The sequence below is a fragment of the Vibrio sp. 05-20-BW147 genome (assembly GCF_013369385.1).
GTDB classification, from domain to species: Bacteria; Pseudomonadota; Gammaproteobacteria; order Enterobacterales; family Vibrionaceae; genus Vibrio; species Vibrio floridensis.
Map to the genome: position 1 here is coordinate 70,086 of NZ_SZTO01000008.1, position 24,731 is coordinate 94,816.

Genomic DNA, 24,731 nt, shown 5'->3' on the forward strand with positions numbered 1-24,731 from the left:
GCGGTCTGCTTTGCGCCCTGGATCAAGTTATTAACTTTTAAATCAATGCTTCATTTGCAACCAAGATGTAACAGTGTTAAAAATTTTCTCGCTAGCGAAAACTATAATTACAAACTGAACACTCTGTGTTCAGCATCTCATAACGACATCTTACTTACCCCCTCCCTCTCGGAGGGTTTTTTTTATTTATTTTTCAATTATTTACATAGAAGATCTCACTCAAAGTTTGTTCTATTAATGCTCTAGCTATCGTGCCTGTTGGTGCGACGGGGGGCAAATTGTCGATACCAAACCAATCTGCATCGCTCAGCTCGCTGTAATCTGGTTTCAACTCCCCCGCATGGTAATCGGCCAAAAAGGCCATCATCATACTGGAAGGAAATGCCCAAGGTTGGCTGCCAAAGTAACGAATGTTGGTCACATCAATACCCGTTTCTTCTTTTACCTCTCTCGCCACGCACTGCTCTAAGGTTTCACCCACTTCCAAAAATCCGGCGATGACGGTATACATACCATTGCGGTGCCTTGGATGCTGGGCCAGTAAAATCTTATCCTGCTTACGCACCGCGACAATAATGCATGGGAAAATGCGCGGATAATGCAAGGTCCGACAGTCGCCACACTGCATCGCGAGTTGGTTGTGATTGAGGTGGTTGCGTCCACCACACTGAGGACAAAAACGCATTGTTTGCGTCATATGGCCATATTGAACCGCTTTGCTCATCAGCAGAAAAAGCGCTTCAGAAAACTGGAGACACTCTCTGAGTGATGTCATTTCAAGGTGTTGTTCCACATCAGATTCATTGAGCCACATGACAGGCATCTCTTGATGCTGCCCAATGCATTGCGCTTTCTCCACCGGGAGATTCCATTCGCTACCACGACCAAAAGGCAGCTCTCCGTCCACCAGCCAAAGTTCACTCCCTGCAACAACACACCAATATGCTTTGGGGTCATGCTTGCTGTCACTATTCGATAACATTCCTATTCCTCACCGCTTGCAGTTCGTTCATTTTACTGGCAATCTAATTTCATACCAGAATTTGTAGACTCAGTCGTTTCAGACTATAAATTCTTGTAAGGACAAGAGTTTGTATCCAGTTGGCCATTTTGCCAAGGTACTGGCTTTACTATGCAAAGGAAACGATCACGGATCAGTGATTAGCTCATGAGGGCATGGTCATGCTAAAAAAATTCAAACAAACACAGGAACAGTGGGGTGGCTCAAGTGATGTCATTGACCACTGGTTGGAAACTCGTCAATCGCTGATTGTGGAGTTTTGTAAGCTTGCTGCGCTGCAGCCATGTTCGACCAAATCAAATGTTTTAGAACTCCCATCACCCATCGATTTACAACACTTCTGCCAACATCTCGTCGACTATATTTCTGAAGGCCACTTTAAGATTTATGACATGGTCATGGACAAGTGGCGAGCAACCGGCTTTGAGGCAACCACCGAAATTAACGACACGTACGCGAAGATTGTGCTGACCACTGAACCCTTATTAAGTTTCACAGACGCCTACGCCAATGTTGATGAAGAGGACCCTTTGGAAAGTTTTGAACGCGATTTATCACGTGTAGGCGAAATTATCGAACTTCGATTTGAAGTAGAAGATCACCTCATCCAGTTGATTGCGGACAGCTTATCAGTTCCCCCTGGCGCTTAGTGGCAACTTAGCCATTTAGAATGGCCATTCGTAAATAAACGCGATGTAAAAAATACAGATAAACAAAAGGCACCTCGAAAGGTGCCTTTTTTATGCTTCAATCAGCGATTACTCGTCTGAAGAGAAACCTGCATTCAGTAGTGCCGCTAGGTTATCAGTTGCTTGCGCTGCTGATGGACCTTCTTGCTCCTGAGCACGTTTCGCCTGACGATCTTGGTGGTACGCAAAACCTGTACCAGCAGGGATCAGACGACCAACGATTACGTTCTCTTTCAGGCCACGTAGATCATCACGCTTACCAGAAACCGCAGCTTCTGTTAGTACGCGAGTCGTTTCCTGGAACGATGCCGCAGAGATAAACGATTCAGTCGCTAGAGACGCTTTAGTGATACCTAGTAGCTCACGTTCGAAGCGCGCTGGCTCTTTGCCTTCTGCTTCAAGATTACGGTTAGCAATCTTCACTTGTGAGTATTCTACTGTCTCGCCTGGTAGGAACTCAGAGTCACCAGCATGAGTAATAGTACACTTACGTAGCATCTGACGAACGATAGTCTCGATGTGCTTATCGTTAATCTTAACGCCTTGGAGACGGTAAACTTCCTGAACTTCGTTCGCGATGTACTGTGTTACTGCGTGGATACCACGTAGACGCAGGATATCGTGTGGAGCTTCTGGACCGTCAGCAATGACGTCACCACGTTCAACACGTTCACCTTCGAACACGTTCAACTGACGATGCTTAGGAATCATCTCTTCGTATGTATCACCACCCTCGCGAGTGATAATCAGACGACGCTTACCTTTGGTCTCTTTACCGAAGCTTACAGTACCTGAGTATTCTGCAAGGATAGCTGGCTCTTTCGGCTTACGAGCTTCAAATAAGTCAGCTACGCGTGGTAGACCACCGGTGATGTCTCGGTTACCGCCCGATTTCTGTGGAATACGAGCAAGTGTGTCACCGATACCCATCTCAGCGCCATCTTCGATGTTTACGATCGCTTTACCTGGTAGGAAGTATTGCGCTGGCATATCAGTACCAGGGATCATTACATCCTTACCTGCTGCATCAACAAGTTTGATAGCCGGACGCATATCTTTACCTGCTGCTGGACGAGCCGCTGCATCCGTCACTTCGCTTGAAGATAGACCTGTTAGATCATCTGTCTGACGAGAAACCGTTACGCCATCGATCATATCAACGAATTGAACACGACCTGCCACTTCAGTGATGATTGGCATGGTGTGCGCTTCCCAGTTTGCTACTGTTTCACCAGCAGTTACTGAATCGCCATCTGCTTTGTTCAGTGAAGAACCGTAAGGCAGTTTGTGCTTCTCTTTGGTACGACCAAATTCATCAATGATAGTCAGCTCTGATGCACGAGAAGTGATAACTAGCTTGCCATCTTTGTTGATAACGAACTTCGCGTTGTTCAGCTTAACAGAACCGTTGTTCTTCACTTGGATGCTGTTTTCTGCTGCCGCTGTTGATGCCGCACCACCGATGTGGAACGTACGCATCGTTAGCTGTGTACCAGGTTCACCGATAGACTGAGCAGCGATAACACCGACTGCTTCACCTTGGTTCACTAGGTGACCACGTGCTAGGTCACGACCGTAACACTGCGCACAACAACCAAAGTCAGAGTCACACGTTACAACAGAACGTACCGTGATCTTGTCAACTGAGTTGTCATTGATGATCTGACACCATTTCTCATCCAATAGCGTATTACGCGGGATAAGAATTTCTTCAGTACCAGGCTTAACGATGTCTTCAGCAACCACACGACCTAGCGCAAGCTCAGTCAATGCTACTTTAACGTCACCACCCTCGATATGAGGCATCATTTCAACGCCTTCTAGCGTGCCACAGTCGTGCTCTGTTACAACCACGTCTTGTGCAACGTCTACTAGACGACGAGTTAGGTAACCCGAGTTCGCTGTTTTCAGTGCCGTATCCGCAAGACCCTTACGAGCACCGTGCGTTGAGATAAAGTACTGAAGTACGTTTAGACCTTCTTTAAAGTTTGCAGTGATCGGCGTTTCGATGATTGAACCATCTGGACGCGCCATCAGACCACGCATACCCGCTAGCTGACGAATCTGAGCTGCAGAACCACGAGCACCCGAGTCCGCCATCATGTAGATGCTGTTGAAAGACTCTTGCTGCTCTTCTTCACCGTCACGGTTGATGACCGTTTCAGAAGAAAGGTTCTCCATCATCGCTTTCGCTACGCGATCGTTGGTTGATGCCCAAATATCGATCACTTTGTTGTAACGTTCGCCCGCAGTTACAAGACCAGACTGGTATTGTTCCTGGATTTCACGTACTTCTTCTTCCGCTTCTGCGATTTCAGTGTACTTCGCTGGCGGTACAACCATATCGTCGATACCAACAGACACACCAGAAAGTGCTGCGTAAGCAAAACCGGTGTACATGATTTGGTCAGCGAAGATTACTGTGTCTTTCAGACCTAGCTTACGGTATGCCTCGTTAAGTAAGTTAGAAATCTGCTTCTTACCTAGCTTTTGGTTAACGATGCTGAACGGTAGGCCTTTCGGTACGATTTGCCACAACATGGCACGACCGATAGTGGTATCCACCATCTTGGTCTCTGTTGTGCTGTGACCATCTTCATCGACCACTGTCTCAGTGATACGAACTTTTACGCGAGCGTGTAGCGCCGCAGTTTTAGTGCGGTATGCTTTTTCAGCTTCAGCAGGACCTGCTAGGTACATGCCTTCGCCTTTCGCGTTGATCATTTCACGAGTCATGTAGTACAGACCCAATACAACGTCCTGAGAAGGTACGATGATCGGATCACCTGACGCTGGCGACAGAATGTTGTTTGTCGACATCATCAGAGTACGAGCTTCAAGCTGTGCCTCTAGGGTTAGAGGTACGTGAACCGCCATTTGGTCACCATCGAAGTCCGCGTTGTAAGCCGCACACACTAGTGGGTGTAGCTGGATCGCTTTACCTTCGATTAGTACTGGTTCGAACGCCTGGATACCAAGACGGTGAAGTGTCGGTGCACGGTTCAACAGTACTGGGTGTTCACGGATTACTTCGTCTAGGATATCCCAAACGACCGCTTCTTCACGCTCTACCATCTTCTTAGCCGCTTTGATTGTCGTCGCTAGGCCACGAGTTTCAAGCTTGCTGTAAATGAACGGTTTGAACAGCTCAAGTGCCATCTTCTTAGGAAGACCACACTGGTGCAGACGAAGGTATGGACCTACTGTGATTACAGAACGGCCAGAGTAGTCTACACGTTTACCTAGAAGGTTCTGACGGAAACGACCTTGTTTACCCTTGATCATATCAGCAAGAGATTTCAGAGGACGTTTGTTCGAACCTGTGATCGCACGACCACGACGACCGTTATCCAGTAGCGCATCAACAGACTCTTGCAGCATACGTTTTTCGTTACGTACGATGATGTCCGGAGCGGCTAGCTCTAGAAGACGCTTCAAACGGTTGTTACGGTTGATCACACGACGGTATAGGTCGTTCAGATCTGAAGTCGCAAAGCGACCGCCATCTAGTGGTACTAGAGGACGTAGATCTGGCGGAAGAACTGGAAGTACAGTTAGGATCATCCACTCAGGGTTGTTGCCTGAAGAGATAAACGCTTCAACCAGCTTCAAACGCTTAGTCAGTTTCTTACGCTTAGTTTCAGAGTTAGTGGTATCTAGCTCTTCGCGCATCTGCTCAACTTCAGCATGCAGATCCATTGAACCTAGTAGGTCCTTGATCGCTTCTGCACCCATTTTCGCAGTAAACTCATCGCCCCACTCTTCTAGACGATCCAGGTACTCTTCTTCAGTGAGCATCTGAGATTTTTCTAGATCCGTCATACCTGGTTCAGTGACTACGTACATTTCGAAGTACAGAACACGCTCGATATCACGTAGAGGGATATCCATCAGTAGACCGATACGAGACGGTAGCGATTTTAGGAACCAGATGTGAGCAACTGGAGAAGCCAGTTCGATGTGGCCCATACGGTCACGACGAACTTTAGTCTGAGTAACTTCTACACCACATTTCTCACAGATCACACCACGGTGCTTCAGGCGCTTGTATTTACCACAAAGACACTCGTAGTCTTTTACTGGGCCAAAGATACGCGCACAGAATAGACCATCGCGTTCAGGTTTGAACGTACGATAGTTGATCGTTTCAGGTTTTTTAACTTCACCAAAAGACCATGAACGGATCATGTCTGGTGAAGACAGACCGATTTTGATTGCATCAAATTCTTCGGTCTTATGCTGTGCTTTCAGAAAGTTTAATAAGTCTTTCACAATCAGCTCCTGTAAGGAGTTAAAAGCAGCCAGCCGTGTGAAACTGGCTGCTTTCTACCAAATAACCCGGACGGATTACTGTTCGTCTTCTAGCTCGATGTTGATACCTAGCGAGCGGATCTCTTTCAACAATACGTTGAACGATTCTGGCATGCCAGGTTCCATCGCGTGGTTACCATCTACGATGTTTTTGTACATCTTAGTACGGCCGTTAACGTCATCCGACTTAACCGTTAGCATTTCTTGTAGCGTGTAAGCAGCACCGTATGCTTCTAGTGCCCATACTTCCATCTCACCGAAACGCTGACCACCGAACTGAGCTTTACCACCTAGTGGCTGCTGAGTTACCAGACTGTACGAGCCAGTAGAACGTGCGTGCATCTTGTCATCTACAAGGTGGTTCAGTTTCAGCATGTACATGTAACCTACGGTTACAGGACGCTCAAACGCATCACCTGTGCGACCATCAAACAGAGTTAGCTGACCTGACTCTGGCAGACCGCCAAGTTTCAGTAGCTCTTTGATTGATGCTTCAGACGCACCGTCAAATACTGGAGTCGCAATCGGTAGACCACCACGTAGGTTGCCAATCAGAGTACGAACTTCTTCATCAGACAGAGAAGCGATGTCTACTTTCTGGCGAGTTTCGCCTAGATCGTAAACTTTTTGCAGGAATTCGCGGAATTTCGCGAGTTCTTGCTGCTCTTTCACCATCTGGTTGATCTTGTCACCAATACCTTTCGCTGCTAGACCCAAGTGTACTTCTAGGATCTGACCGATGTTCATACGCGAAGGTACACCCAGTGGGTTCAGTACGATGTCTACAGGCTGACCTTTTTCATCGTATGGCATGTCTTCAACAGGGTTGATCTTAGAGATAACACCCTTGTTACCGTGACGACCTGCCATCTTGTCACCAGGCTGGATACGGCGTTTCACCGCTAGGTAAACTTTAACGATTTTCAGAATACCAGGTGCTAAATCATCACCTTGAGTGATCTTACGACGCTTAGTTTCAAACTTCTTATCGAAGTCTGCTTTTAGCTCGTCGTACTGCTCTGCAAGTTGCTCAAGCTGAGTTTGCAGTGCGTCGTCTTCAAGAGTCAGCTCTAACCACTTCTTACGATCAGTTGTATCTAGCTTCGCTTCAGCGTAACCACCAGCGATAAGTACCGCTTTAACACGGTTTAGAAGACCACCTTCCAGAATCTGGAACTCTTCCGTCAGGTCTTTCTTCGCTTCTTTCAGCTGCATCTGTTCAATTTCAAGCGCACGCTTGTCTTTCTCTACGCCATCGCGAGTGAAAACTTGAACGTCGATGATGGTACCTGAAACAGAGTTTGGTACACGTAGTGACGTATCTTTAACATCCGATGCTTTTTCACCGAAGATCGCACGTAGTAGCTTCTCTTCAGGCGTTAGCTGAGTTTCACCTTTTGGTGTTACTTTACCAACCAGGATGTCACCACCCTTCACTTCAGCACCGATGTAAACGATACCTGACTCGTCTAGTTTAGACAGAGCAGACTCACCTACGTTTGGAATATCCGCTGTGATCTCTTCAGATCCCAACTTAGTATCACGCGCCACACAAGTCAGTTCTTGAATGTGGATAGTCGTGAAACGGTCTTCTTGAACTACGCGCTCAGATACTAAGATCGAGTCTTCGAAGTTGTAACCATTCCAAGGCATGAACGCGATACGCATGTTCTGACCAAGTGCAAGTTCACCTAGGTCTGTTGAAGGACCATCAGCAAGCACATCACCACGTAATACTGGCTCACCAGGCATCACACATGGACGCTGGTTGATACAGGTGTTTTGGTTAGAACGGGTGTACTTGGTTAGGTTATAGATATCGATACCCGCTTCACCAGGGATCAACTCTTCTTCATTAACCTTCACCACGATACGAGATGCGTCAACTGACTGGATAATACCGCCGCGTTTAGCAACCGCAGTTACACCAGAGTCAACCGCTACGTTACGCTCAATACCTGTACCGACAAGTGGCTTCTCTGACTTCAGAGTTGGAACCGCTTGACGTTGCATGTTCGCACCCATTAGAGCACGGTTAGCATCGTCGTGTTCTAGGAACGGGATTAGCGATGCTGCGATCGATACGACTTGGTTGGTTGCAACGTCCATGTAATCAACATGTTCGCGTGGGTGCAGACCAGATTCGCCTTTTTGACGAGCAGTGATCAGCTCATCGGCAAAAGTACCATCTTCGTTCAGCTTCGCGTTCGCCTGAGCGATAACGAATTGACCTTCTTCGATCGCTGATAGGTAATCCACTTCGTCTGTCACAACACCATCAACAACACGACGGTATGGCGTCTCTAGGAAGCCGTACTCGTTACAACGTGCAAATGCTGATAGAGAGTTGATCAGACCGATGTTCGGACCTTCAGGCGTTTCGATCGGACATAGGCGGCCGTAGTGAGTTACGTGTACGTCTCGAACTTCGAAACCAGCACGCTCACGAGTAAGACCACCAGGACCCAATGCAGAAATACGACGCTTGTGCGTAACTTCTGACAGCGGGTTGTTTTGGTCCATAAACTGAGACAGCTGAGAAGAGCCAAAGAACTCTTTTACTGCCGCAGAAATTGGCTTCGCATTGATCAGGTCTTGTGGCATCACTGCGTCAAGATCGCCTAGGCTTAGACGTTCTTTCACTGCACGTTCAACACGTACTAGACCAACACGGAACTGGTTTTCTGCCATTTCGCCAACTGAACGGATACGACGGTTACCTAGGTGGTCGATGTCGTCCACTTCACCAATACCGTTACGGATAGCGATCAGCTTTTTCATCACTTCGATGATGTCAGTTTCATCTAGTGTGCCTTGCTCTTGAGCATCTTCACGGCCAATTGAGCTGTTGAACTTCATGCGGCCAACAGTCGATAGGTCATAACGCTCTTCAGAGAAGAACAAGCTTTCGAATAGAGCTTCAGCGGCTTCTTTTGTTGGTGGCTCGCCAGGGCGCATCATGCGGTAGATTTCTACCAGTGCAGAAATACGATCAACAGAGCTGTCGATACGCAGTGTTTCTGACATGAATGGGCCATGGTCTAGATCGTTGGTGAACAGAACCTCTAGCTGCTTGTGACCTGCTTGAGAAAGCTTAGCCAGTGCTTCAAGGCTGATTTCTTGGTTCGCAGCAACGATGATTTCGCCGGTCGCTTCGTTGACGTAGTCTTTAGACGACACTTTGCCTACGATGTACTCGACTGGTACTTCGATCTGATCAACGCCTTCTTTTTCTAGTTGGCGGATATGGCGTGCCGTTACACGACGACCTTTCTCAACGTAGACTGTACCATTTGCTTCGATATCAAACGTTGCCGTTTCGCCACGTAGACGATCTGGTACCAACTCCATCATCAGCGTTTGGTCTTTCACTTCGAAATTCACTTTTTCGAAGAAAGTATCCAAGATCTCTTCAGTGCTCTTACCTAGTGCACGAAGAATGATGGTTGATGGTAGCTTACGACGACGGTCGATACGTACGTACAGGTTGTCCTTAGGATCAAACTCAAAATCAAGCCATGAACCACGGTAAGGAATGATACGCGCGTTGTACAGAACTTTACCAGAAGAGTGAGTCTTACCTTTGTCGCTGTCGAAGAACACACCTGGGCTTCGATGCAGCTGAGATACGATAACCCTCTCGGTACCATTAATCACAAAGGTACCATTGTCTGTCATGAGTGGAATCTCACCCATGTAGACTTCTTGTTCTTTAATGTCTTTTACAGTGCCTGCAGGCGCGTCTTTATCAAAAATAACTAGGCGTAGTTTTACGCGAAGTGGTTTTGAATAAGTTACACCACGGATTTGACATTCTTTAACATCAAAAACTGGCTCACCAAGACGGTAGCTAACGTATTGCAGCTCAGAATTACCATTGTAGCTCTGAATAGGGAATACAGAACGGAAAGCAGCCTCAAGACCGTACTGTCCTTCAGGATCCTGTTCGATAAATTTATCGAACGAATCGAGCTGGATCGATAGCAGGTATGGAATGTCCAAAACTTGTGGACGAGTACCAAAGTCCTTACGGATGCGCTTTTTCTCGGTATAAGAGTAAACCATGGGGTTCCTCAGCTCGCTGATAAGTGACCCAAACTGTCCGCCCACTCCTAGTTACTTAAGGGGGGTAAGGGACAGAGACTAATATAACTGTTTACTGTAGTGACACCTCATTGCGAATGAATGAAATGTTTTTTGCATGGATATCAGGCGCTTAAACAGCAGGAAAATTCGCCTATACCCTACAGCGCAAAAAGGCCGGTGGTCAATAAACCACCAGCCATTAGCCGTTAGGCTAGGAGATTAAGCAATAAATTACTTGATCTCAACAGTTGCACCAGCTTCTTCTAGCTCTTTCTTCAGAGCTTCAGCTTCAGCTTTCTCAACGCCTTCTTTCAGTGCAGCTGGAGCGCCGTCAACTAGAGCTTTAGCTTCTTTCAGGCCAAGACCAGTTGCGCCACGTACTGCTTTGATTACAGCAACTTTGTTAGCACCAGCAGAAGCTAGGATAACGTTGAATTCAGTTTGCTCTTCAACAGCAGCTGCTGCTGGGCCACCTGCTACAACTGCAGCTGCAGCAGTAACACCGAATTTTTCTTCCATTGCAGAGATCAGTTCAACAACTTGTGTTACAGACATTTCTGCGATAGCGTCTAGGATTTGCTCGTTAGTAATAGACATAACAATTCTCTTTTAAGTCAACAATAAGTTTATTAAGCAACCAGTAAAAAGCAATGCGAATTACGCAGCTTCTTTTTGGTCGCGGATAGCAGCGATAGTACGAACCAGCTTGCCTGCAGAAGCTTCTTTCAGACACATCATTAGACGTGCGATTGCTTCGTCGTAAGTTGGTAGCGTTGCTAGTACTTCAGCGTCAGTTAGCGCGCCTTCGAATGCAGCAGCTTTGATCTCGAATTTTTTGTTCTCTTTAGCGAAGTCTTTGAAAAGACGCGCTGCAGCACCTGGGTGCTCGTTAGAGAATGCGATTAGAGAAGGACCAGTGAAAGTGTCAGTTAGACACTCGTACTGAGTACCTTCAACCGCACGGCGTGCTAGTGTGTTACGTACAACTTTCATGTAAACGCCCGCTTCACGAGCTTGCTTACGTAGAGTTGTCATCGCATCAACAGATACGCCACGAGAATCAGCTACAACTGCAGAAAGTGCACCAGCGGCAGCTTCGTTGACTTCAGCAACAATTGCTTTTTTGTCTTGAAGATTTAAAGCCATCTTGGATTAACTCCTGGTTGTTGTTACACCACTCACTATTATCACAACAGTGAGAGCTATTGAGGTGCTTTTCCCAGAAGAAAGGTAACTATTTACATAGAGCTTTCTGTCAGTTCGGGCACCATCTACGTAGGAAAATTAAGTCAGTTCGAAAACTGGCACCTACGGTCTTGGACGGAGACTGGGTCTTAATTCATAGAGCAACAAGTTACTCAAAGAACCAAAGTTCAGCCCCAACCACAAATATTAGGCGCAAAATTATACATAATTTTTGCGCCTAAGCAAATAGATTATGCTTGAGCGCTCAGGCTAGCCTGATCGACAGCAACACCAGCACCCATCGTAGTAGAGATGCTTACTTTCTTCAGGTAAGAACCCTTAGCTGAAGATGGCTTAGCTTTCTTCAGAGCAACTAGAAGTGCTTCTAGGTTCTCTTTGATTTGCTCTGCAGAGAAATCTACTTTACCGATAGTTGTGTGGATGATGCCGTTTTTGTCGTTACGGTAACGAACCTGACCAGCTTTCGCGTTCTTAACCGCTTCAGCAACGTTAGGAGTTACAGTACCAACTTTAGGGTTTGGCATTAGACCGCGAGGACCTAGGATAGTACCTAGTTGACCTACAACGCGCATTGCATCTGGAGAAGCAACAACTACGTCAAAGTTCATTTCGCCTTTCTTAACTTGCTCAGCAAGATCTTCCATACCAACGATGTCTGCGCCAGCTGCTTTCGCTGCTTCAGCGTTTGCACCTTGTGCAAATACTGCAACGCGAACGTCACGGCCAGTACCGTGTGGCAGTACAGTTGCACCACGTACGTTTTGGTCAGATTTACGAGCATCGATGCCTAGGTTAACAGCAACATCAACAGACTCAACAAACTTAGCAGTCGCTAATTCTTTAAGAAGAGCAACAGCTTCGTTGATTTCGTATTCACGAGTTACATCAACTTTTTCGCGGATAACGCGCATGCGCTTAGTTAGTTTTGCCATGATATTAACCCTCTACCACTAGGCCCATTGAACGAGCAGTACCTGCGATAGAACGCTTCATCGCTTCGATGTCAGCACCAGTCATATCAGCAGCTTTAGCTTCTGCGATCTCTTGGATTTGAGCGTCAGTTACAGTACCCACTTTTTCAGTGTTTGGACGACCTGAACCAGACTTGATACCAGCAGCTTTCTTCAATAGAACAGCAGCAGGTGAAGTCTTAGTTACGAACGTGAAAGAACGGTCGCTGTATACAGTGATAACAACAGGAACAGGAAGACCTTTTTCCATTGATTCTGTTTTTGCGTTGAACGCTTTACAGAATTCCATGATGTTAACACCACGTTGACCTAGTGCAGGACCAACCGGTGGACTTGGGTTCGCCATACCAGCAGCAACTTGCAGCTTGATATAAGCTTCAACTTTCTTAGCCATGATAATACCTAATTCTTGGGTTCAAACGCTAATCTCAGATCAGCTCCCCGTTATCAACAATTCTTTTTGCTCAATAGAAGCAAAAAGGCGCGAAATTATAGTCATAATTCGCGCCTAGTACAAGCCCAATTAAGGTGCTTTTTTAATCAAGCTTTTCAACCTGACCAAACTCAAGCTCGACCGGTGTTGCACGACCAAAGATCGATACAGACACTTTTAGGCGGCTCTTCTCATAATCCACTTCTTCAACCGTACCGTTAAAGTCAGCAAATGGACCTTCGTTAACACGAACCACTTCACCCACTTCGTACATAGTACGTGGACGAGGGGCTTCACTTGCTTTCTCTAGGCGATTAAGAATCGCGTCCGCTTCTTTATCAGAAATCGGTGCAGGGCGGTCAGAAGTACCACCAATGAAGCCCATGACACGCGGCACACTGCGAACGAGGTGCCATGATTCATCATTCATAATCATTTGAACAAGGACGTAACCTGGGAAGAACTTGCGCTCAGATTTACGGCGTTGACCTGCGCGCATTTCTACGACTTCTTCAGTCGGCACTAGAACTTCACCGAAATACTCTTCCATACCGTGCATTTTGATATGCTCACGCAAAGACTGAGCTACACGGCCTTCAAATCCAGAGAAGGCTTGAACCACATACCAGCGTTTTTTAGGAGCTTCACTCATGAATTACAACCCTCTATACCCCAGTTGCGAAAGCAATTAGACGAACCATGATGCCGTCAATGCCCCACAAAACCAGAGCCATTACTATACTTACAGCCAAAACAATCAACGTTGTTTGCATCGTTTCTTGGCGAGTAGGCCAAACCACTTTGCGTACTTCCATACGAGATTCTTTGGCAAACACAATCGCTTCTTTACCTTTGGTCGTTGTTGCAGCCACACCAAGCGCAGCAGCAATAAGTACAACAACACCTGCAGCGCGAATCACCACAGACAGATCACCATACAGGTAATTACCCACAACAGCAGCGGCAAGCAGTACAAAAGTAACTATCCACTTCATTGTATCTGCTGCATTCGAGCCATCAGGAGTTTCAGCATTATTTGCTTTCATAAAACCAACCTGTCACAAGTCTTAATATAGACGACAACAACCCCGCTGTGGCAGGGCAAACTCCATATCGCTGCACACGGTTTGCGACAGCGCATTTATTCTGATCAAGCGTCACTGCTCAACCAATTCTTCTTCACTCAAGATAAGCCTGCACAATAAAGCAGCAAAAATTATATTGAGCGTAGAAAAAGGGCATCAAATGATGCCCTTTTTACTAGCTGTTCGTCAAATCTTATTCAAAGATTTTAGCAACAACACCAGCACCTACAGTACGGCCACCTTCACGGATCGCGAAACGTAGACCTTCGTCCATCGCGATTGGAGAGATTAGCTCAACTTGCATTTGGATGTTGTCACCAGGCATTACCATTTCTACGCCTTCTGGTAGAGAGATATCACCAGTTACGTCAGTTGTACGGAAGTAGAACTGTGGACGGTAGCCTTTGAAGAACGGAGTATGACGGCCGCCTTCGTCTTTAGAAAGTACGTATACTTCTGACTCGAACTTAGTGTGTGGAGTGATTGAACCAGGCTTAGCTAGTACTTGGCCACGTTCAACTTCATCACGCTTAGTACCACGTAGTAGTGCACCAACGTTCTCACCCGCACGACCTTCGTCTAGAAGCTTACGGAACATCTCAACACCAGTACATGTAGTAGTTGTAGTATCTTTGATACCTACGATTGCTACTTCATCACCAACTTTCAGAATACCACGCTCGATACGGCCAGTTACTACTGTACCACGACCTTGGATTGAGAATACGTCTTCGATTGGCATTAGGAACGGCATGTCTACTGCACGCTCTGGCTCTGGGATGTAGTTGTCTAGCGCTTCTGCTAGTTCTACGATTTTCGCTTCCCACTGCTCTTCGCCGTTTAGTGCGCCTAGTGCAGAACCTTGGATAACTGGTAGGTCATCACCTGGGAAATCGTACTCAGATAGAAGTTCACGAACTTCCATTTCAACTAGCTCTAGAAGCTCTTCATCATCAACCATGTCACATTTGTTCATGAATACGATGATGTAAGGGATACCAACCTGACGGCCTAGTAGGATGTGCTCACGAGTTTGTGGCATTGGACCATCTGTCGCAGCAACAACTAGGATACCACCGTCCATCTGTGCAGCACCAGTGATCATGTTTTTAACATAGTCCGCGTGTCCAGGACAGTCTACGTGTGCGTAGTGGCGAGCTGGAGTGTCGTACTCTACGTGAGAAGTAGAGATTGTGATACCACGCTCACGCTCTTCTGGTGCGTTATCGATAGATGCGAAGTCACGAGCTTTACCGCCGTAAACTTTAGCAAGAGTAGTACAGATAGCTGCAGTTAGAGTTGTTTTACCGTGGTCAACGTGGCCGATAGTACCAACGTTTACGTGCGGTTTCGTACGTTCAAATTTTTCTTTAGACACGATCGTGTTCCTTCCTAGTTATGATTCACCACGATCTGATTGATCATGGTGCGCCAGAAATTGTTATTTTATGCGCCAACGCTCGTCAGCGCAATATTTGGACGTATTGATCTGCAAAAAAGAACCTTTTTAGCGATCAATACTCCCGATTAGTAGCCACGTTCTGCAACAATTGCTTGCGCAATGTTCTTAGGTACTTCCGCATACTCGAAAAATTCCATCGAGTAAGAAGCACGTCCTTGAGTTGCAGAGCGCAGGTCGGTTGCGTAACCGAACATCTCAGAAAGTGGCACTTGAGCACGGATGATCTTAAGACCAGCCACACCTTCATCCATACCTTCAATGATGCCGCGGCGACGGTTTAAATCACCCACCACGTCACCCATCCAGTCTTCTGGAGTCGTAACTTCAACCTTCATCATAGGCTCAAGAATAACAGGTTGCGCTTCTAGAGCACCCTTCTTGAATGCCATCGAGCCAGCGATCTTAAACGCCATCTCGCTCGAGTCAACATCATGGTAAGAGCCATCAAATAGTGTCGCTTTGATATCGAGTACTGGGTACCCTGCTAGCACACCACTATTCATTTGCTCTTCGATACCTTTCGCTACCGAGCTGATGTATTCCTTAGGAATTACACCACCAACTACTTCGTCAACAAAGACAAAACCAGCACCAAGTTCTGAAGGTTCAAGTTTGATCCACACATGACCATATTGACCACGGCCACCTGATTGACGAACAAATTTGCCTTCCACTTCCGCTTTACCACGGATGGTTTCACGGTAAGCAACCTGAGGTTTACCTACATTGCAATCCACGCTGAATTCACGTTTCATACGATCAACGATGATGTCTAAGTGTAGTTCACCCATACCTGAAATCAGCGTCTGACCAGTTTCCGCATCCGTTTCGACACGGAATGATGGGTCTTCTGCCGCTAGTTTACCTAGCGCGATACCCATTTTCTCCTGGTCAGCTTTCGAACGCGGTTCAACCGCAATTTGGATCACTGGCTCAGGGAATTCCATTCGTTCAAGGATAACTTTATGGTCTAAGTTACAAAGAGTATCACCCGTCGTAACGTCTTTCAGACCAATCGCTGCTGCAATGTCACCTGCACGAATTTCTTTAATTTCTTCACGTTTATTCGCGTGCATCTGAACGATACGTCCAAAACGCTCTTTCTTTTGTTTCACTGAGTTGTAAACAGCATCACCTGTATTTACCACACCAGAATAAACACGAATAAAGGTTAATGTTCCTACAAATGGGTCAGTCGCAATCTTAAATGCCAACGCAGAAAACGGTTCGTTGTCATCAGCATGACGCTCTACTTCGTTTTCATTTTCGTCGATACCCTTGATCGCAGGAACATCGATTGGTGATGGTAAGTACTCGATCACCGCATCCAATACCGCTTGAACACCTTTGTTTTTAAACGCACTACCACAAGTAGCCAGTACGATTTCGTTGTTTAGTGTACGCGCACGTAATGCTTGCTTGATCTCAGCTTCAGTCAGCTCACCTTCTTCAAGGTACTTATCCATCAACTCTTCACTTGCTTCCGCTGCCGCTTCAACGAGGTTGCTGCGCCATTCTTCGGCAAGTTCAAGCATGTCCGCTGGAATTTCTTCATAGGTGAAGGTCATGCCTTGGTCGGCATCATTCCAGTTGATCATTTTCATCTTGATTAGGTCGATGACACCTTTAAAGTCCTCTTCCGCACCAACGTTCAGTTGAATCGGAACAGGATTTGCACCAAGACGATTTTTAATTTGGTCCACAACGCGTAGGAAGTCTGCGCCTGCACGGTCCATCTTGTTAACGAATACCATACGTGGAACGTGGTATTTGTCTGCTTGACGCCATACAGTTTCAGACTGAGGTTCAACACCAGATGAGCCACAGAACACAACCACAGCACCATCTAGTACACGAAGAGAACGCTCTACTTCGATAGTAAAGTCAACGTGTCCAGGGGTATCAATGATGTTTACGCGATGATCTTGGAATTGTGCTTCCATACCACGCCAGAAGGTCGTAGTCGCAGCAGATGTGATTGTGATACCACGCTCCTGCTCCTGCTCCATCCAGTCCATGGTTGCAGCACCATCGTGAACTTCGCCGATTTTGTGAGAAAGGCCAGTGTAGAACAGAATACGCTCAGTTGTGGTTGTTTTACCTGCATCTACGTGAGCACAGATACCGATGTTACGGTAGCGCTCAATAGGAGTTTTACGAGCCACGATTGTATCCTCTTACTAAGGGATTCCTTAGAGTGTAGAAAAGTGCTGCGAGAGGACCTCGCAGCACAGAAGGTATTACCAGCGGTAATGAGCGAATGCTTTGTTCGCTTCTGCCATACGGTGAACGTCTTCACGTTTCTTAACAGCAGTACCTTTGTTGTCTGACGCGTCTAGCATTTCAGCAGCTAGGCGAGCAGCCATAGATTTTTCACCACGCTTACGCGCAGCTTCAACCAACCAACGCATAGCAAGTGCGTTACGGCGAACCGGACGTACTTCTACTGGAACTTGGTAAGTTGAACCACCAACACGGCGAGATTTAACCTCTACCGCTGGGCGAACGTTTTCAAGAGCTTCTTCAAATACAGCTAAGTGATCTTTACCAGATTTCTCAGCCATAGTGTCTAGTGCAGTGTAAACAATTTTCTCTGCAACAGATTTTTTACCGTCAACCATAAGGATGTTAACGAATTTTGCCAGCAGTTCAGATTTGAACTTTGGATCTGGAAGGATCTTACGCTGACCAATAACGCGACGACGTGGCATGGATATTCTCCGTTGTCTTATTCTTCAGGTTATCCAAAACTTTTCAGTTTCTTCAAAATTAAAATTTAATTTTAGTGTTTGGCCTTACTTAACGCTTCTCTTGTAACAAGAAGGGCATTAAGACTTAGGACGTTTCACACCGTACTTAGAACGACCTTGTTTACGGTTGTTCACGCCTGCACAGTCAAGTGCACCACGTACAGTGTGGTAGCGAACACCTGGAAGGTCTTTAACACGGCCACCACGGATAAGAACAACCGAGTGCTCCTGAAGGTTGTGACCTTCACCGCCGATGTACGATGTTACTTCGAAGCCGTTTGTCAGACGTACACGACAAACTTTACGAAGTGCTGAGTTAGGTTTTTTAGGTGTAGTTGTGTAAACACGAGTACATACACCACGTTTTTGTGGGCACGCTTCAAGTGCTGGCACGTTGCTTTTAACAACTTGCTTCGCACGTGGCTTGCGTACCAACTGGTTAATAGTTGCCATTAACTAGCTCCTGATTTACTTAAAGTAAGCTTTGTGAAAAATCTAATCCCCAACCACGCAAGCGAGTTAGGGACGCAAAATTCTATGCAGCAGTGAGAAGTGTGTCAAGAAATATACGGATCTTTTTTGTCCAACTCGTTTTCCTCTCCTCTACAAACACAGAAGAATGGGTTACGACCACGTTAGTGAAGGTGAATGTTCCACCGTTAAATCAACCAATTGGTGGTAGTCCACGATGGGAATATTGGTGCTTAGTCGCGATTCAAGGCCTCTTGCCAGTACATCAGCGTGTAGCACATAAACGCCCTGTTTAGGTAAGAGTGACCGCAATGGGTGCACAGATGTGGCGGCATAAACCGCTTCTTCCAATAAGACGATGGCGTCAGATGCAGTGCAGAGGAGTAGAGCCTCTTCCAAGGCGTGAGAGCTCTTAATCAAATGAAGCATGAGATTCCTTAGAATGAAAGCAGTTGCACCGAGTTATGAAGCACACCTTGTAGCCGCGCAGTGTCAACCACCTCGACCTCAATGAGCAAATCTTCACTCGTTAAGCCACGTTGCTGCAGCGATTGCTGGCAAACGTACACGTGCTCAATATCGTACAAATCAAATAACTTGAACATTGGCGCATAATCTTTACACAGAATGGAGGCCGTTTGCTGACCTGCCAGCAACTGATAGACACCATCACCGATGAAGACCACGCTGATCGCTTCGCAATACGCGGAGGCCGCTAGCAACGCATCAACGCCTTCTCTACCAGAAGAGCTGCTGTGTGGCGCGGTGCGAAAGAGATACGTTAACTGACTCAAAATTGCACCACTCTATCTTGGGTTAACATCGCTTCTGCCAAACTGCCCAAACCTGCTTGTTCGAACCCTTCCGCCAGATTATGTTGCAACAGGCCATGCTGCGCGGCCTCAGATTGGCTCACAACACCGCGACGCAGTGCGGCAGCGACACAGGTCTCCAGCCTTACATTATGTTGCTTTGCCAACTGTTGCCATGCTTTGGTCAAATGAAATTCATCATTAGCAGGCACGGTGAGCTCAGTGCCATTGGTAACACCATCTTGATAGAAAAAGACACTCACTAAGGTATGTCCTTTCTCTATCAAAGCGGTGGCAAACTGATAAGCACTACGCGCCGATTGAGTTCCGTAGACACCACCATTCACTACCAGAGTGTAAGTCAAACTACTCACTTTTCGTCATCCTCGGTTTTACGTTGACGAATATAGAGATAAACCGTGTGTTTGGAAATATTCAGACGGTCAGCCACGCGGTTAATCGCGTCTTTGATGTCGAAGATACCTTTGTCATACAACTCCATCACGATCTGACGGTTTTTGGTGTTGTTTGAGACCGATTTATCGGCGTTGATTTCTTCAATGGTACGCTCAACGGTCTGATCGACTAATTCTTCAACATCGCTCGCGAAGTTGACTGATGACGCCGCTTCTTTTGCTTCTTGCGTAGGCATGAAAGATTGCAACACTTGCGAGAATGGTGCATCCAAATTGACGTTGATACACAACAAGCCAATGACACGATTGTCTCCGTTACGGATCGCAACAGTGATCGATTTCATCAATACCCCGCCCTTGGCGCGAGTAAAGTACGAACGTGAGAAGTTACGCTCAGACCCTTCGATATCACGCAACATTTTGAGCGCCAAATCGGTAATTGGGGAGCCGACCTGACGGCCTGTGTTCTCACCGTTGGCGATTTTGATCGCAGAGGTATTTAAATCTTCCAGCGAGTGTAAAACGATCTCACAAAATGGCCCAATCAGACTGGCAATCCCGTCAACCACGGCTTCATAAGAACGAAGAATGATTTTGTCGTGCTCAGTAAATGGCTTCACATGAACGGACTCCATTTCGAGCAACATTTCTGCAGTTAGTGTTTCTGTCGTTGTCACTTTTTATAGCCTTAGAGCGAATAATCAACAAATTGCTGTAAGTTTATCAGAAATTTTGAGCAGAACATCTAGCTAAGTGACGAACTAGTGACTTAGAACAAAAAAGGGCTCGAATGATTCAAGCCCTTTTGATTGCTAAACTATTGCAAATTACTGCGCGTTGTCGCCGTTTTCGATCTTCAATAGTTCCACTTCGAACACCAGTGTTGAGTTGGCTGGAATGCTTGGCGTGTCTTGCGCACCGTACGCTAGTTCAGGTGGAATAACGAACTTGAACTTAGAGCCTACAGGCATCAGCTGAACACCTTCCGTCCAACCTGGGATAACTCGGTTCAGTGGGAAAGTCGCTGGCTCACCGCGATCGTAAGAGCTATCGAATTGAGTGCCATCCGTTAATGTACCTTTGTAGTGTACTTGAACCGTGTCGGTATCTTTTGGTTTCTCACCTTCAGCTGGCGTGATCACTTGGTATAGAAGACCAGTGTCAGTTTTCACCACACCGTCTTGTTTTTCAAACTCAGCACGGTATTCATCACCCGCTTTCTTCGCTGCTTCTGCTTTTTCTGCCGCTTTCTTCTGCATGTTTTCCGCGACACGCATGTCAAGCGCTTCTAGCGCTGCGCGCGTTTCTTCTTCATTCAGCTCAGGGGTACCAGCAAAAACATGCTCGATACCTTTCAGCACCAACTCTTTGTTCAGGTTGATACCAATTTCACTTGGCTTGTCTAGGCTTGCACTTAAGTAGTTAGCAAACGACACGCCGATTGCGTAAGCTGCTTTGTCATCTTCTGATTTAAAGTGAACCGCTTTACCGGTTTCTGCCTGTACTTGCTCTGCTTGGGGTGCGGCTGCTGGTTTTGCTTCTTCTTTCTGACAGCCGACTGCCAGCATTACAGTTGCTGCAAGCAGTGACACTTTTAAAACTGATTTCATTAAACTCTCCAATTAATGGATAAACCATTGGTTATTGTCCACAAATCTCATAACAGATTGGTGAAGTCGATTGTTATACCAATATACTAGCTATATGTCTTGGGACACAAACCGGATTATTAGATGTGATGCAAAGAATTCTTCATTCCTTACTCTTGCTAATTGTCATTCCTCTGTTAAATGGCTGTTTTTTTTCCATACACGATATGCAACGTTGGGAAATTGAGCCGCAAGGATCCACCAGTTTCGCCTTAAGTCGTGATGGCCGTTTTGCGTTACTCTACTCGACCCAGCGCCACTTGATTCTGTGGGACTTAGTCGATAACAAAGAGCTTGCCCAACTCGGCGAGCAAGATCCTGAAGCCAACGTTGTGTCCAACATTCGTATCTCTGATAACGGCCGCTTCGCGGTGACCGCCACGCAAATGAACTTTGCGGTGTGGGATCTCGGCTTAAGCCAGTCTGAAGGTCTTTGGTCGATCTCAGACGGATTGATCCGCGATGTTGATATCAGCAGTAATGGTGAACAGGTACTGCTTGGGCTATCCAATGGCAAAGCCATTTATGTCAACTTAGTCACCGGACGGCGAATGGAGTTCCTCGCTCACCGAGAAAAAGTCAACTCTGTCGCCATCTCCGCTAATGGCCGTTTCGCACTGACTGGCGGAAATGACTACAAAGCCTACCTTTGGGATACCGAAACAGGATTAGTCATGCGCACCTTTGAGCACGAAGAACGTGTCAATCGCGTTGCTTTACAACGTGACGGCCAATTAGCCTTCACCTCTGATGGCGGCAACCAAGCGATTGTGTGGGATTTGAAAACGGGTCAACAAATGAGCCGATTAAAAAGTTGGTCACGCCAGTTAATCTTCTCTACAGCACGTTTTTCTGATGATGGCCGTTTATTGGTGACCGGAACCCCTTCAGGTCGAGTTGCGGTTTGGAATACCGCCAATGGTAAACAAATTGAACGTTATGAGGTGGAACCATTAAAAGATGCTCGCCCTCCTCGCGCGGTAGTGTATGATGCCGCTTTTGATGCTCAGCGCCGAGTGATTACGGCAACCTCTGCGGGCATCGCCCAAGCATGGCCATTGGAGAATTAAGCATGACAGAAAAAACCATCGCATTGCTTGAAAACCGCATCAATGACTTGGAGTGTCAGGTGGCGTTTCAAGAACAGACGATTGAAGAATTGAACGACGCTCTGACGCAGCAGCAACTGCTGATTGCTAAGATGCAAGATCAGATGAAGTATGTGGTCGGCAAAATGAAGAACATGGATAGCTCAAACATGGTAGACCCAGCGAAAGAGCCGCCGCCGCCACATTACTAAACTTAAAAGCTAAATTCAAAATCAACCAAGCCCAGCACATCTGCTGGGCTTCGTATTTTGTTACGGATAGTAGATGGTGGGTTACTGCGTTATTTATTCGTCAGCGTAGATTTTCACACAAAGCTCGCCTTGAGTATTGATGGCCGCTCGATACATACCGGAGCTGTTCATGGCAAAGTGAATGTCCCCCTGCGCATCAACCGCAATTAAACCGCCTTCGCCACCCATGCTCTTCAGCTCTCCGTGAATAATGTGCTCGCACGCCGTATGCACATCTTCGTTAAGATAGCGCATTCGCGCCGCAACATCTTCAGCCACACGCTTACGAATAAAGAACTCGCCCACCCCAGTGGTCGACACCGCCACCACGCCATTTTCCGCCACGGTGCCACAGCCAATCAGCGCAGAATCGCCAACGCGGCCATATTTTTTATTGGTCACTCCGCCCGTACTGGTGGCGGCCGCAAGATTGCCTTGTTGATCCAGCGCCACCGCTCCCACCGTGCCATGTTTTTTGTCATCGGGATATTTGGCTTCCGACAACGCAAACAAGCCTTTTTCACGCATCGAGAGCAGTTGCTCATAGCGTCGGTCAGTAAAGAAATAGTCCTGTTCGGTGTACTGGTGGCCTTGCTCAAAAGCAAATTTCTCTGCCCCTTCGCCAATGAGCAGGACATGAGCACTGTTTTGCATCACATCACGCGCCAGTTCTATGGGGTTTTTGATATGGCGAACCCCAGCAACGGCACCCGCTTTGAGCTCTCGTCCATGCATCACAGAGGCATCCATCTCCACCATTTCATTGTGAGTCAGCACCGAACCTTTTCCTGCATTGAAATTCGGCGAGTCTTCCAACACTTTGACCGCTGCCACCACCGCATCCAATGCATCGGCACCTTGCTCAAGTAACTGATAACCCGCTCTGACTGCGTGTTGTAAATCGGACAAAATGGCCTCTTTGAGCTCATTGCTCATCTGGCTGCGTAAAATGGTGCCGGCACCACCGTGAATGGCAATGGAAAAAGGCTTGTTCATCGTGGCTCTACTCGTTAAGAATCCTTGGCCAATATCTGAGCGTAGAATAGAAAAAAGCGCAAGCAGATTTCTCCGCTTGCGCTTGTTTACCTTAACTTTCCCGACTTATTCGAGAGATGGGTTCAATTAGTGTGAACCGCAGCTACCGCCACCGCAGCAGCCGTCTTTTTCGCCGTGGCTGTGGCCGTGACCTTCGCCGCCACAACAGCCGCCTTCATGGTCGTGATCGTGGTCATGGTCATGATCGTGACCACCACAGCAACCGCCACCTTGGTGGATGTGACCGTGCTCAATCTCTTCCGCTGTTGCTTCACGAACAGCAACCACTTCTACGTCAAATGTCAGTGTTTGGCCAGCCAGCATGTGGTTACCATCCACCACTACTTCATCGCCATCAACTTCTGTCACTTCAACAGGAATTGGACCTTGGTCTGTATCAGCAAGGAAACGCATGCCCACTTCGATTTGGTCAACACCTTGGAATACTTCCGCTGGTACACGTTGAACCAATGCATCGTTGTGCTCGCCGTACGCATCTTCCGGAGCAACTGTCACTGTGAATTTATCACCCGCCACTTTGCCTTCAAGCTCGTTTTCTAGGCCAGTGATTAGGTTGTTGTGACCGTGCAGGTAATCCAGTGGTGCATCGGTTGTTGAAGAGTCAACCACAATGCCATCTTCCAGTTTTACCTGATACGCAAGGCTAACAACCACGTTCTTTTCAATTTTCATAACTACTCCAGAGAGGGTTAATTTGCCTGACTAATACAAATCAGCCAGAACCAAATATCAATGCCGATATTATGGGGATCAATCTGAGAAACTCAATTATTCCGGCTTAAAAATACCGATCATTTCCTGATCTGCGTGTTTATTTTTATCTACAGATTTCGGTTTTCGCTGTTCTTTGAAGTCACACTCGACACACTCCACCAGCTCAATATTGTTTTCCGACCACCAAAGCAAAGTATCTTGCTGTTGGCAGGAGGGGCAACTTGCCCCGGCAATAAAACGTTTTTTGCTTTTCACTGACT

At 46.9% G+C, this 24,731-nt stretch carries 24 protein-coding genes; 3 read left to right on the forward strand and 21 right to left on the reverse strand.

Annotated elements, in window-relative coordinates; translation table 11 throughout:
* Positions 1-193: 193 nt before the first annotated feature.
* Positions 194-982 (reverse strand): NAD(+) diphosphatase, encoded by a 789-nt coding sequence (nudC, locus tag FC652_RS09055; RefSeq protein ID WP_176298320.1) that lies wholly within the window; start codon positions 980-982, stop codon positions 194-196.
* A gap of 194 nt (positions 983-1,176) precedes the next feature.
* On the opposite strand from nudC, the gene rsd reads away from it, so the two are divergent.
* Positions 1,177-1,671 carry a sigma D regulator gene (rsd, locus tag FC652_RS09060; protein ID WP_176298321.1) on the forward strand — a complete coding sequence of 165 codons (495 nt, stop codon included), beginning with the start codon at positions 1,177-1,179 and terminating at the stop codon, positions 1,669-1,671.
* 108 nt (positions 1,672-1,779) lie between these two features.
* On the opposite strand, the gene rpoC is transcribed toward rsd, so the two are convergent.
* The 17 genes from rpoC to fkpA all read right to left on the reverse strand — a co-directional run bounded on the left by rpoC (position 1,780) and on the right by fkpA (position 21,323).
* Complete coding sequence (gene rpoC, locus FC652_RS09065; protein WP_176298322.1) at positions 1,780-5,982, reverse strand: DNA-directed RNA polymerase subunit beta'; 4,203 nt, start codon at positions 5,980-5,982, stop codon at positions 1,780-1,782.
* Between the two features lie 75 nt (positions 5,983-6,057).
* On the reverse strand, positions 6,058-10,086 hold the full coding sequence (gene rpoB, locus FC652_RS09070) for a DNA-directed RNA polymerase subunit beta (protein ID WP_176298323.1): 4,029 nt from the start codon (positions 10,084-10,086) through the stop codon (positions 6,058-6,060).
* Between the two features lie 252 nt (positions 10,087-10,338).
* The gene (rplL, locus tag FC652_RS09075; protein ID WP_039431518.1) at positions 10,339-10,704 is read right to left on the reverse strand and encodes a 50S ribosomal protein L7/L12; all 366 of its coding nucleotides are present in this window, start codon (positions 10,702-10,704) and stop codon (positions 10,339-10,341) included.
* Between the two features lie 60 nt (positions 10,705-10,764).
* Positions 10,765-11,253, reverse strand: a complete 489-nt coding sequence (rplJ, locus tag FC652_RS09080; protein WP_011079199.1) for a 50S ribosomal protein L10 — start codon at positions 11,251-11,253, stop codon at positions 10,765-10,767.
* A gap of 290 nt (positions 11,254-11,543) precedes the next feature.
* Complete coding sequence (rplA, locus tag FC652_RS09085; protein WP_176298324.1) at positions 11,544-12,245, reverse strand: 50S ribosomal protein L1; 702 nt, start codon at positions 12,243-12,245, stop codon at positions 11,544-11,546.
* Positions 12,246-12,249: 4 nt separating this feature from the next.
* Positions 12,250-12,678: a 50S ribosomal protein L11 gene (gene rplK / locus FC652_RS09090; protein WP_011079197.1), complete on the reverse strand. Its 429-nt coding sequence runs from the start codon at positions 12,676-12,678 to the stop codon at positions 12,250-12,252.
* A gap of 142 nt (positions 12,679-12,820) precedes the next feature.
* Positions 12,821-13,369, reverse strand: a complete 549-nt coding sequence (gene nusG, locus FC652_RS09095; RefSeq protein ID WP_011079196.1) for a transcription termination/antitermination protein NusG — start codon at positions 13,367-13,369, stop codon at positions 12,821-12,823.
* A gap of 13 nt (positions 13,370-13,382) precedes the next feature.
* Complete coding sequence (gene secE / locus FC652_RS09100) at positions 13,383-13,763, reverse strand: preprotein translocase subunit SecE (protein ID WP_176298325.1); 381 nt, start codon at positions 13,761-13,763, stop codon at positions 13,383-13,385.
* 232 nt (positions 13,764-13,995) lie between these two features.
* Positions 13,996-15,180, reverse strand: a complete 1,185-nt coding sequence (gene tuf, locus FC652_RS09105; RefSeq protein ID WP_176298326.1) for an elongation factor Tu — start codon at positions 15,178-15,180, stop codon at positions 13,996-13,998.
* A 149-nt stretch (positions 15,181-15,329) separates the two neighbouring features.
* Entirely contained in the window at positions 15,330-17,429 is a 2,100-nt protein-coding gene (gene fusA, locus FC652_RS09110; protein ID WP_176298327.1) for an elongation factor G, read from the reverse strand.
* Positions 17,430-17,504: 75 nt separating this feature from the next.
* The gene (gene rpsG / locus FC652_RS09115; protein ID WP_011079316.1) at positions 17,505-17,975 is read right to left on the reverse strand and encodes a 30S ribosomal protein S7; all 471 of its coding nucleotides are present in this window, start codon (positions 17,973-17,975) and stop codon (positions 17,505-17,507) included.
* A 117-nt stretch (positions 17,976-18,092) separates the two neighbouring features.
* Complete coding sequence (gene rpsL / locus FC652_RS09120; RefSeq protein WP_011079315.1) at positions 18,093-18,467, reverse strand: 30S ribosomal protein S12; 375 nt, start codon at positions 18,465-18,467, stop codon at positions 18,093-18,095.
* Positions 18,468-18,638: 171 nt separating this feature from the next.
* Positions 18,639-18,914: a sulfurtransferase complex subunit TusB gene (gene tusB / locus FC652_RS09125; RefSeq protein WP_039450006.1), complete on the reverse strand. Its 276-nt coding sequence runs from the start codon at positions 18,912-18,914 to the stop codon at positions 18,639-18,641.
* An 8-nt stretch (positions 18,915-18,922) separates the two neighbouring features.
* Positions 18,923-19,279, reverse strand: a complete 357-nt coding sequence (gene tusC / locus FC652_RS09130; RefSeq protein ID WP_080533397.1) for a sulfurtransferase complex subunit TusC — start codon at positions 19,277-19,279, stop codon at positions 18,923-18,925.
* Positions 19,276-19,671, reverse strand: coding sequence for a sulfurtransferase complex subunit TusD (tusD, locus tag FC652_RS09135; RefSeq protein WP_176298328.1), 396 nt, complete (start codon positions 19,669-19,671; stop codon positions 19,276-19,278). The genes tusC and tusD overlap by 4 nt, the downstream gene beginning before the upstream one ends.
* Positions 19,668-20,390, reverse strand: coding sequence for a transcriptional regulator (locus FC652_RS09140; protein WP_176298329.1), 723 nt, complete (start codon positions 20,388-20,390; stop codon positions 19,668-19,670). Before FC652_RS09140 ends, tusD begins: the two co-directional genes overlap by 4 nt.
* Before the next feature lie 150 nt (positions 20,391-20,540).
* Positions 20,541-21,323, reverse strand: coding sequence for an FKBP-type peptidyl-prolyl cis-trans isomerase (fkpA, locus tag FC652_RS09145; RefSeq protein WP_176298330.1), 783 nt, complete (start codon positions 21,321-21,323; stop codon positions 20,541-20,543).
* A gap of 128 nt (positions 21,324-21,451) precedes the next feature.
* Between fkpA and FC652_RS09150 the strand changes: the two genes are divergently transcribed.
* Together FC652_RS09150 and FC652_RS09155 are read left to right on the forward strand one after the other, a co-directional pair.
* Entirely contained in the window at positions 21,452-22,432 is a 981-nt protein-coding gene (locus tag FC652_RS09150) for a WD40 repeat domain-containing protein (RefSeq protein ID WP_176298331.1), read from the forward strand.
* 2 nt (positions 22,433-22,434) lie between these two features.
* Complete coding sequence (locus tag FC652_RS09155; RefSeq protein WP_011079308.1) at positions 22,435-22,662, forward strand: SlyX family protein; 228 nt, start codon at positions 22,435-22,437, stop codon at positions 22,660-22,662.
* A gap of 93 nt (positions 22,663-22,755) precedes the next feature.
* Here the strand turns inward: FC652_RS09155 and FC652_RS09160 are convergent, their stop codons facing one another.
* The 3 genes from FC652_RS09160 to FC652_RS09170 all read right to left on the reverse strand — a co-directional run bounded on the left by FC652_RS09160 (position 22,756) and on the right by FC652_RS09170 (position 24,726).
* Positions 22,756-23,697 (reverse strand): isoaspartyl peptidase/L-asparaginase family protein, encoded by a 942-nt coding sequence (locus FC652_RS09160; protein WP_080538783.1) that lies wholly within the window; start codon positions 23,695-23,697, stop codon positions 22,756-22,758.
* 126 nt (positions 23,698-23,823) lie between these two features.
* A complete protein-coding gene (gene slyD, locus FC652_RS09165) occupies positions 23,824-24,429 on the reverse strand; it encodes a peptidylprolyl isomerase (protein WP_045614038.1) in 606 nt (201 codons plus the stop codon).
* Positions 24,430-24,525: 96 nt separating this feature from the next.
* Positions 24,526-24,726, reverse strand: a complete 201-nt coding sequence (locus tag FC652_RS09170; protein WP_086016862.1) for a YheV family putative zinc ribbon protein — start codon at positions 24,724-24,726, stop codon at positions 24,526-24,528.
* Between the last annotated feature and the right edge of the window lie 5 nt (positions 24,727-24,731).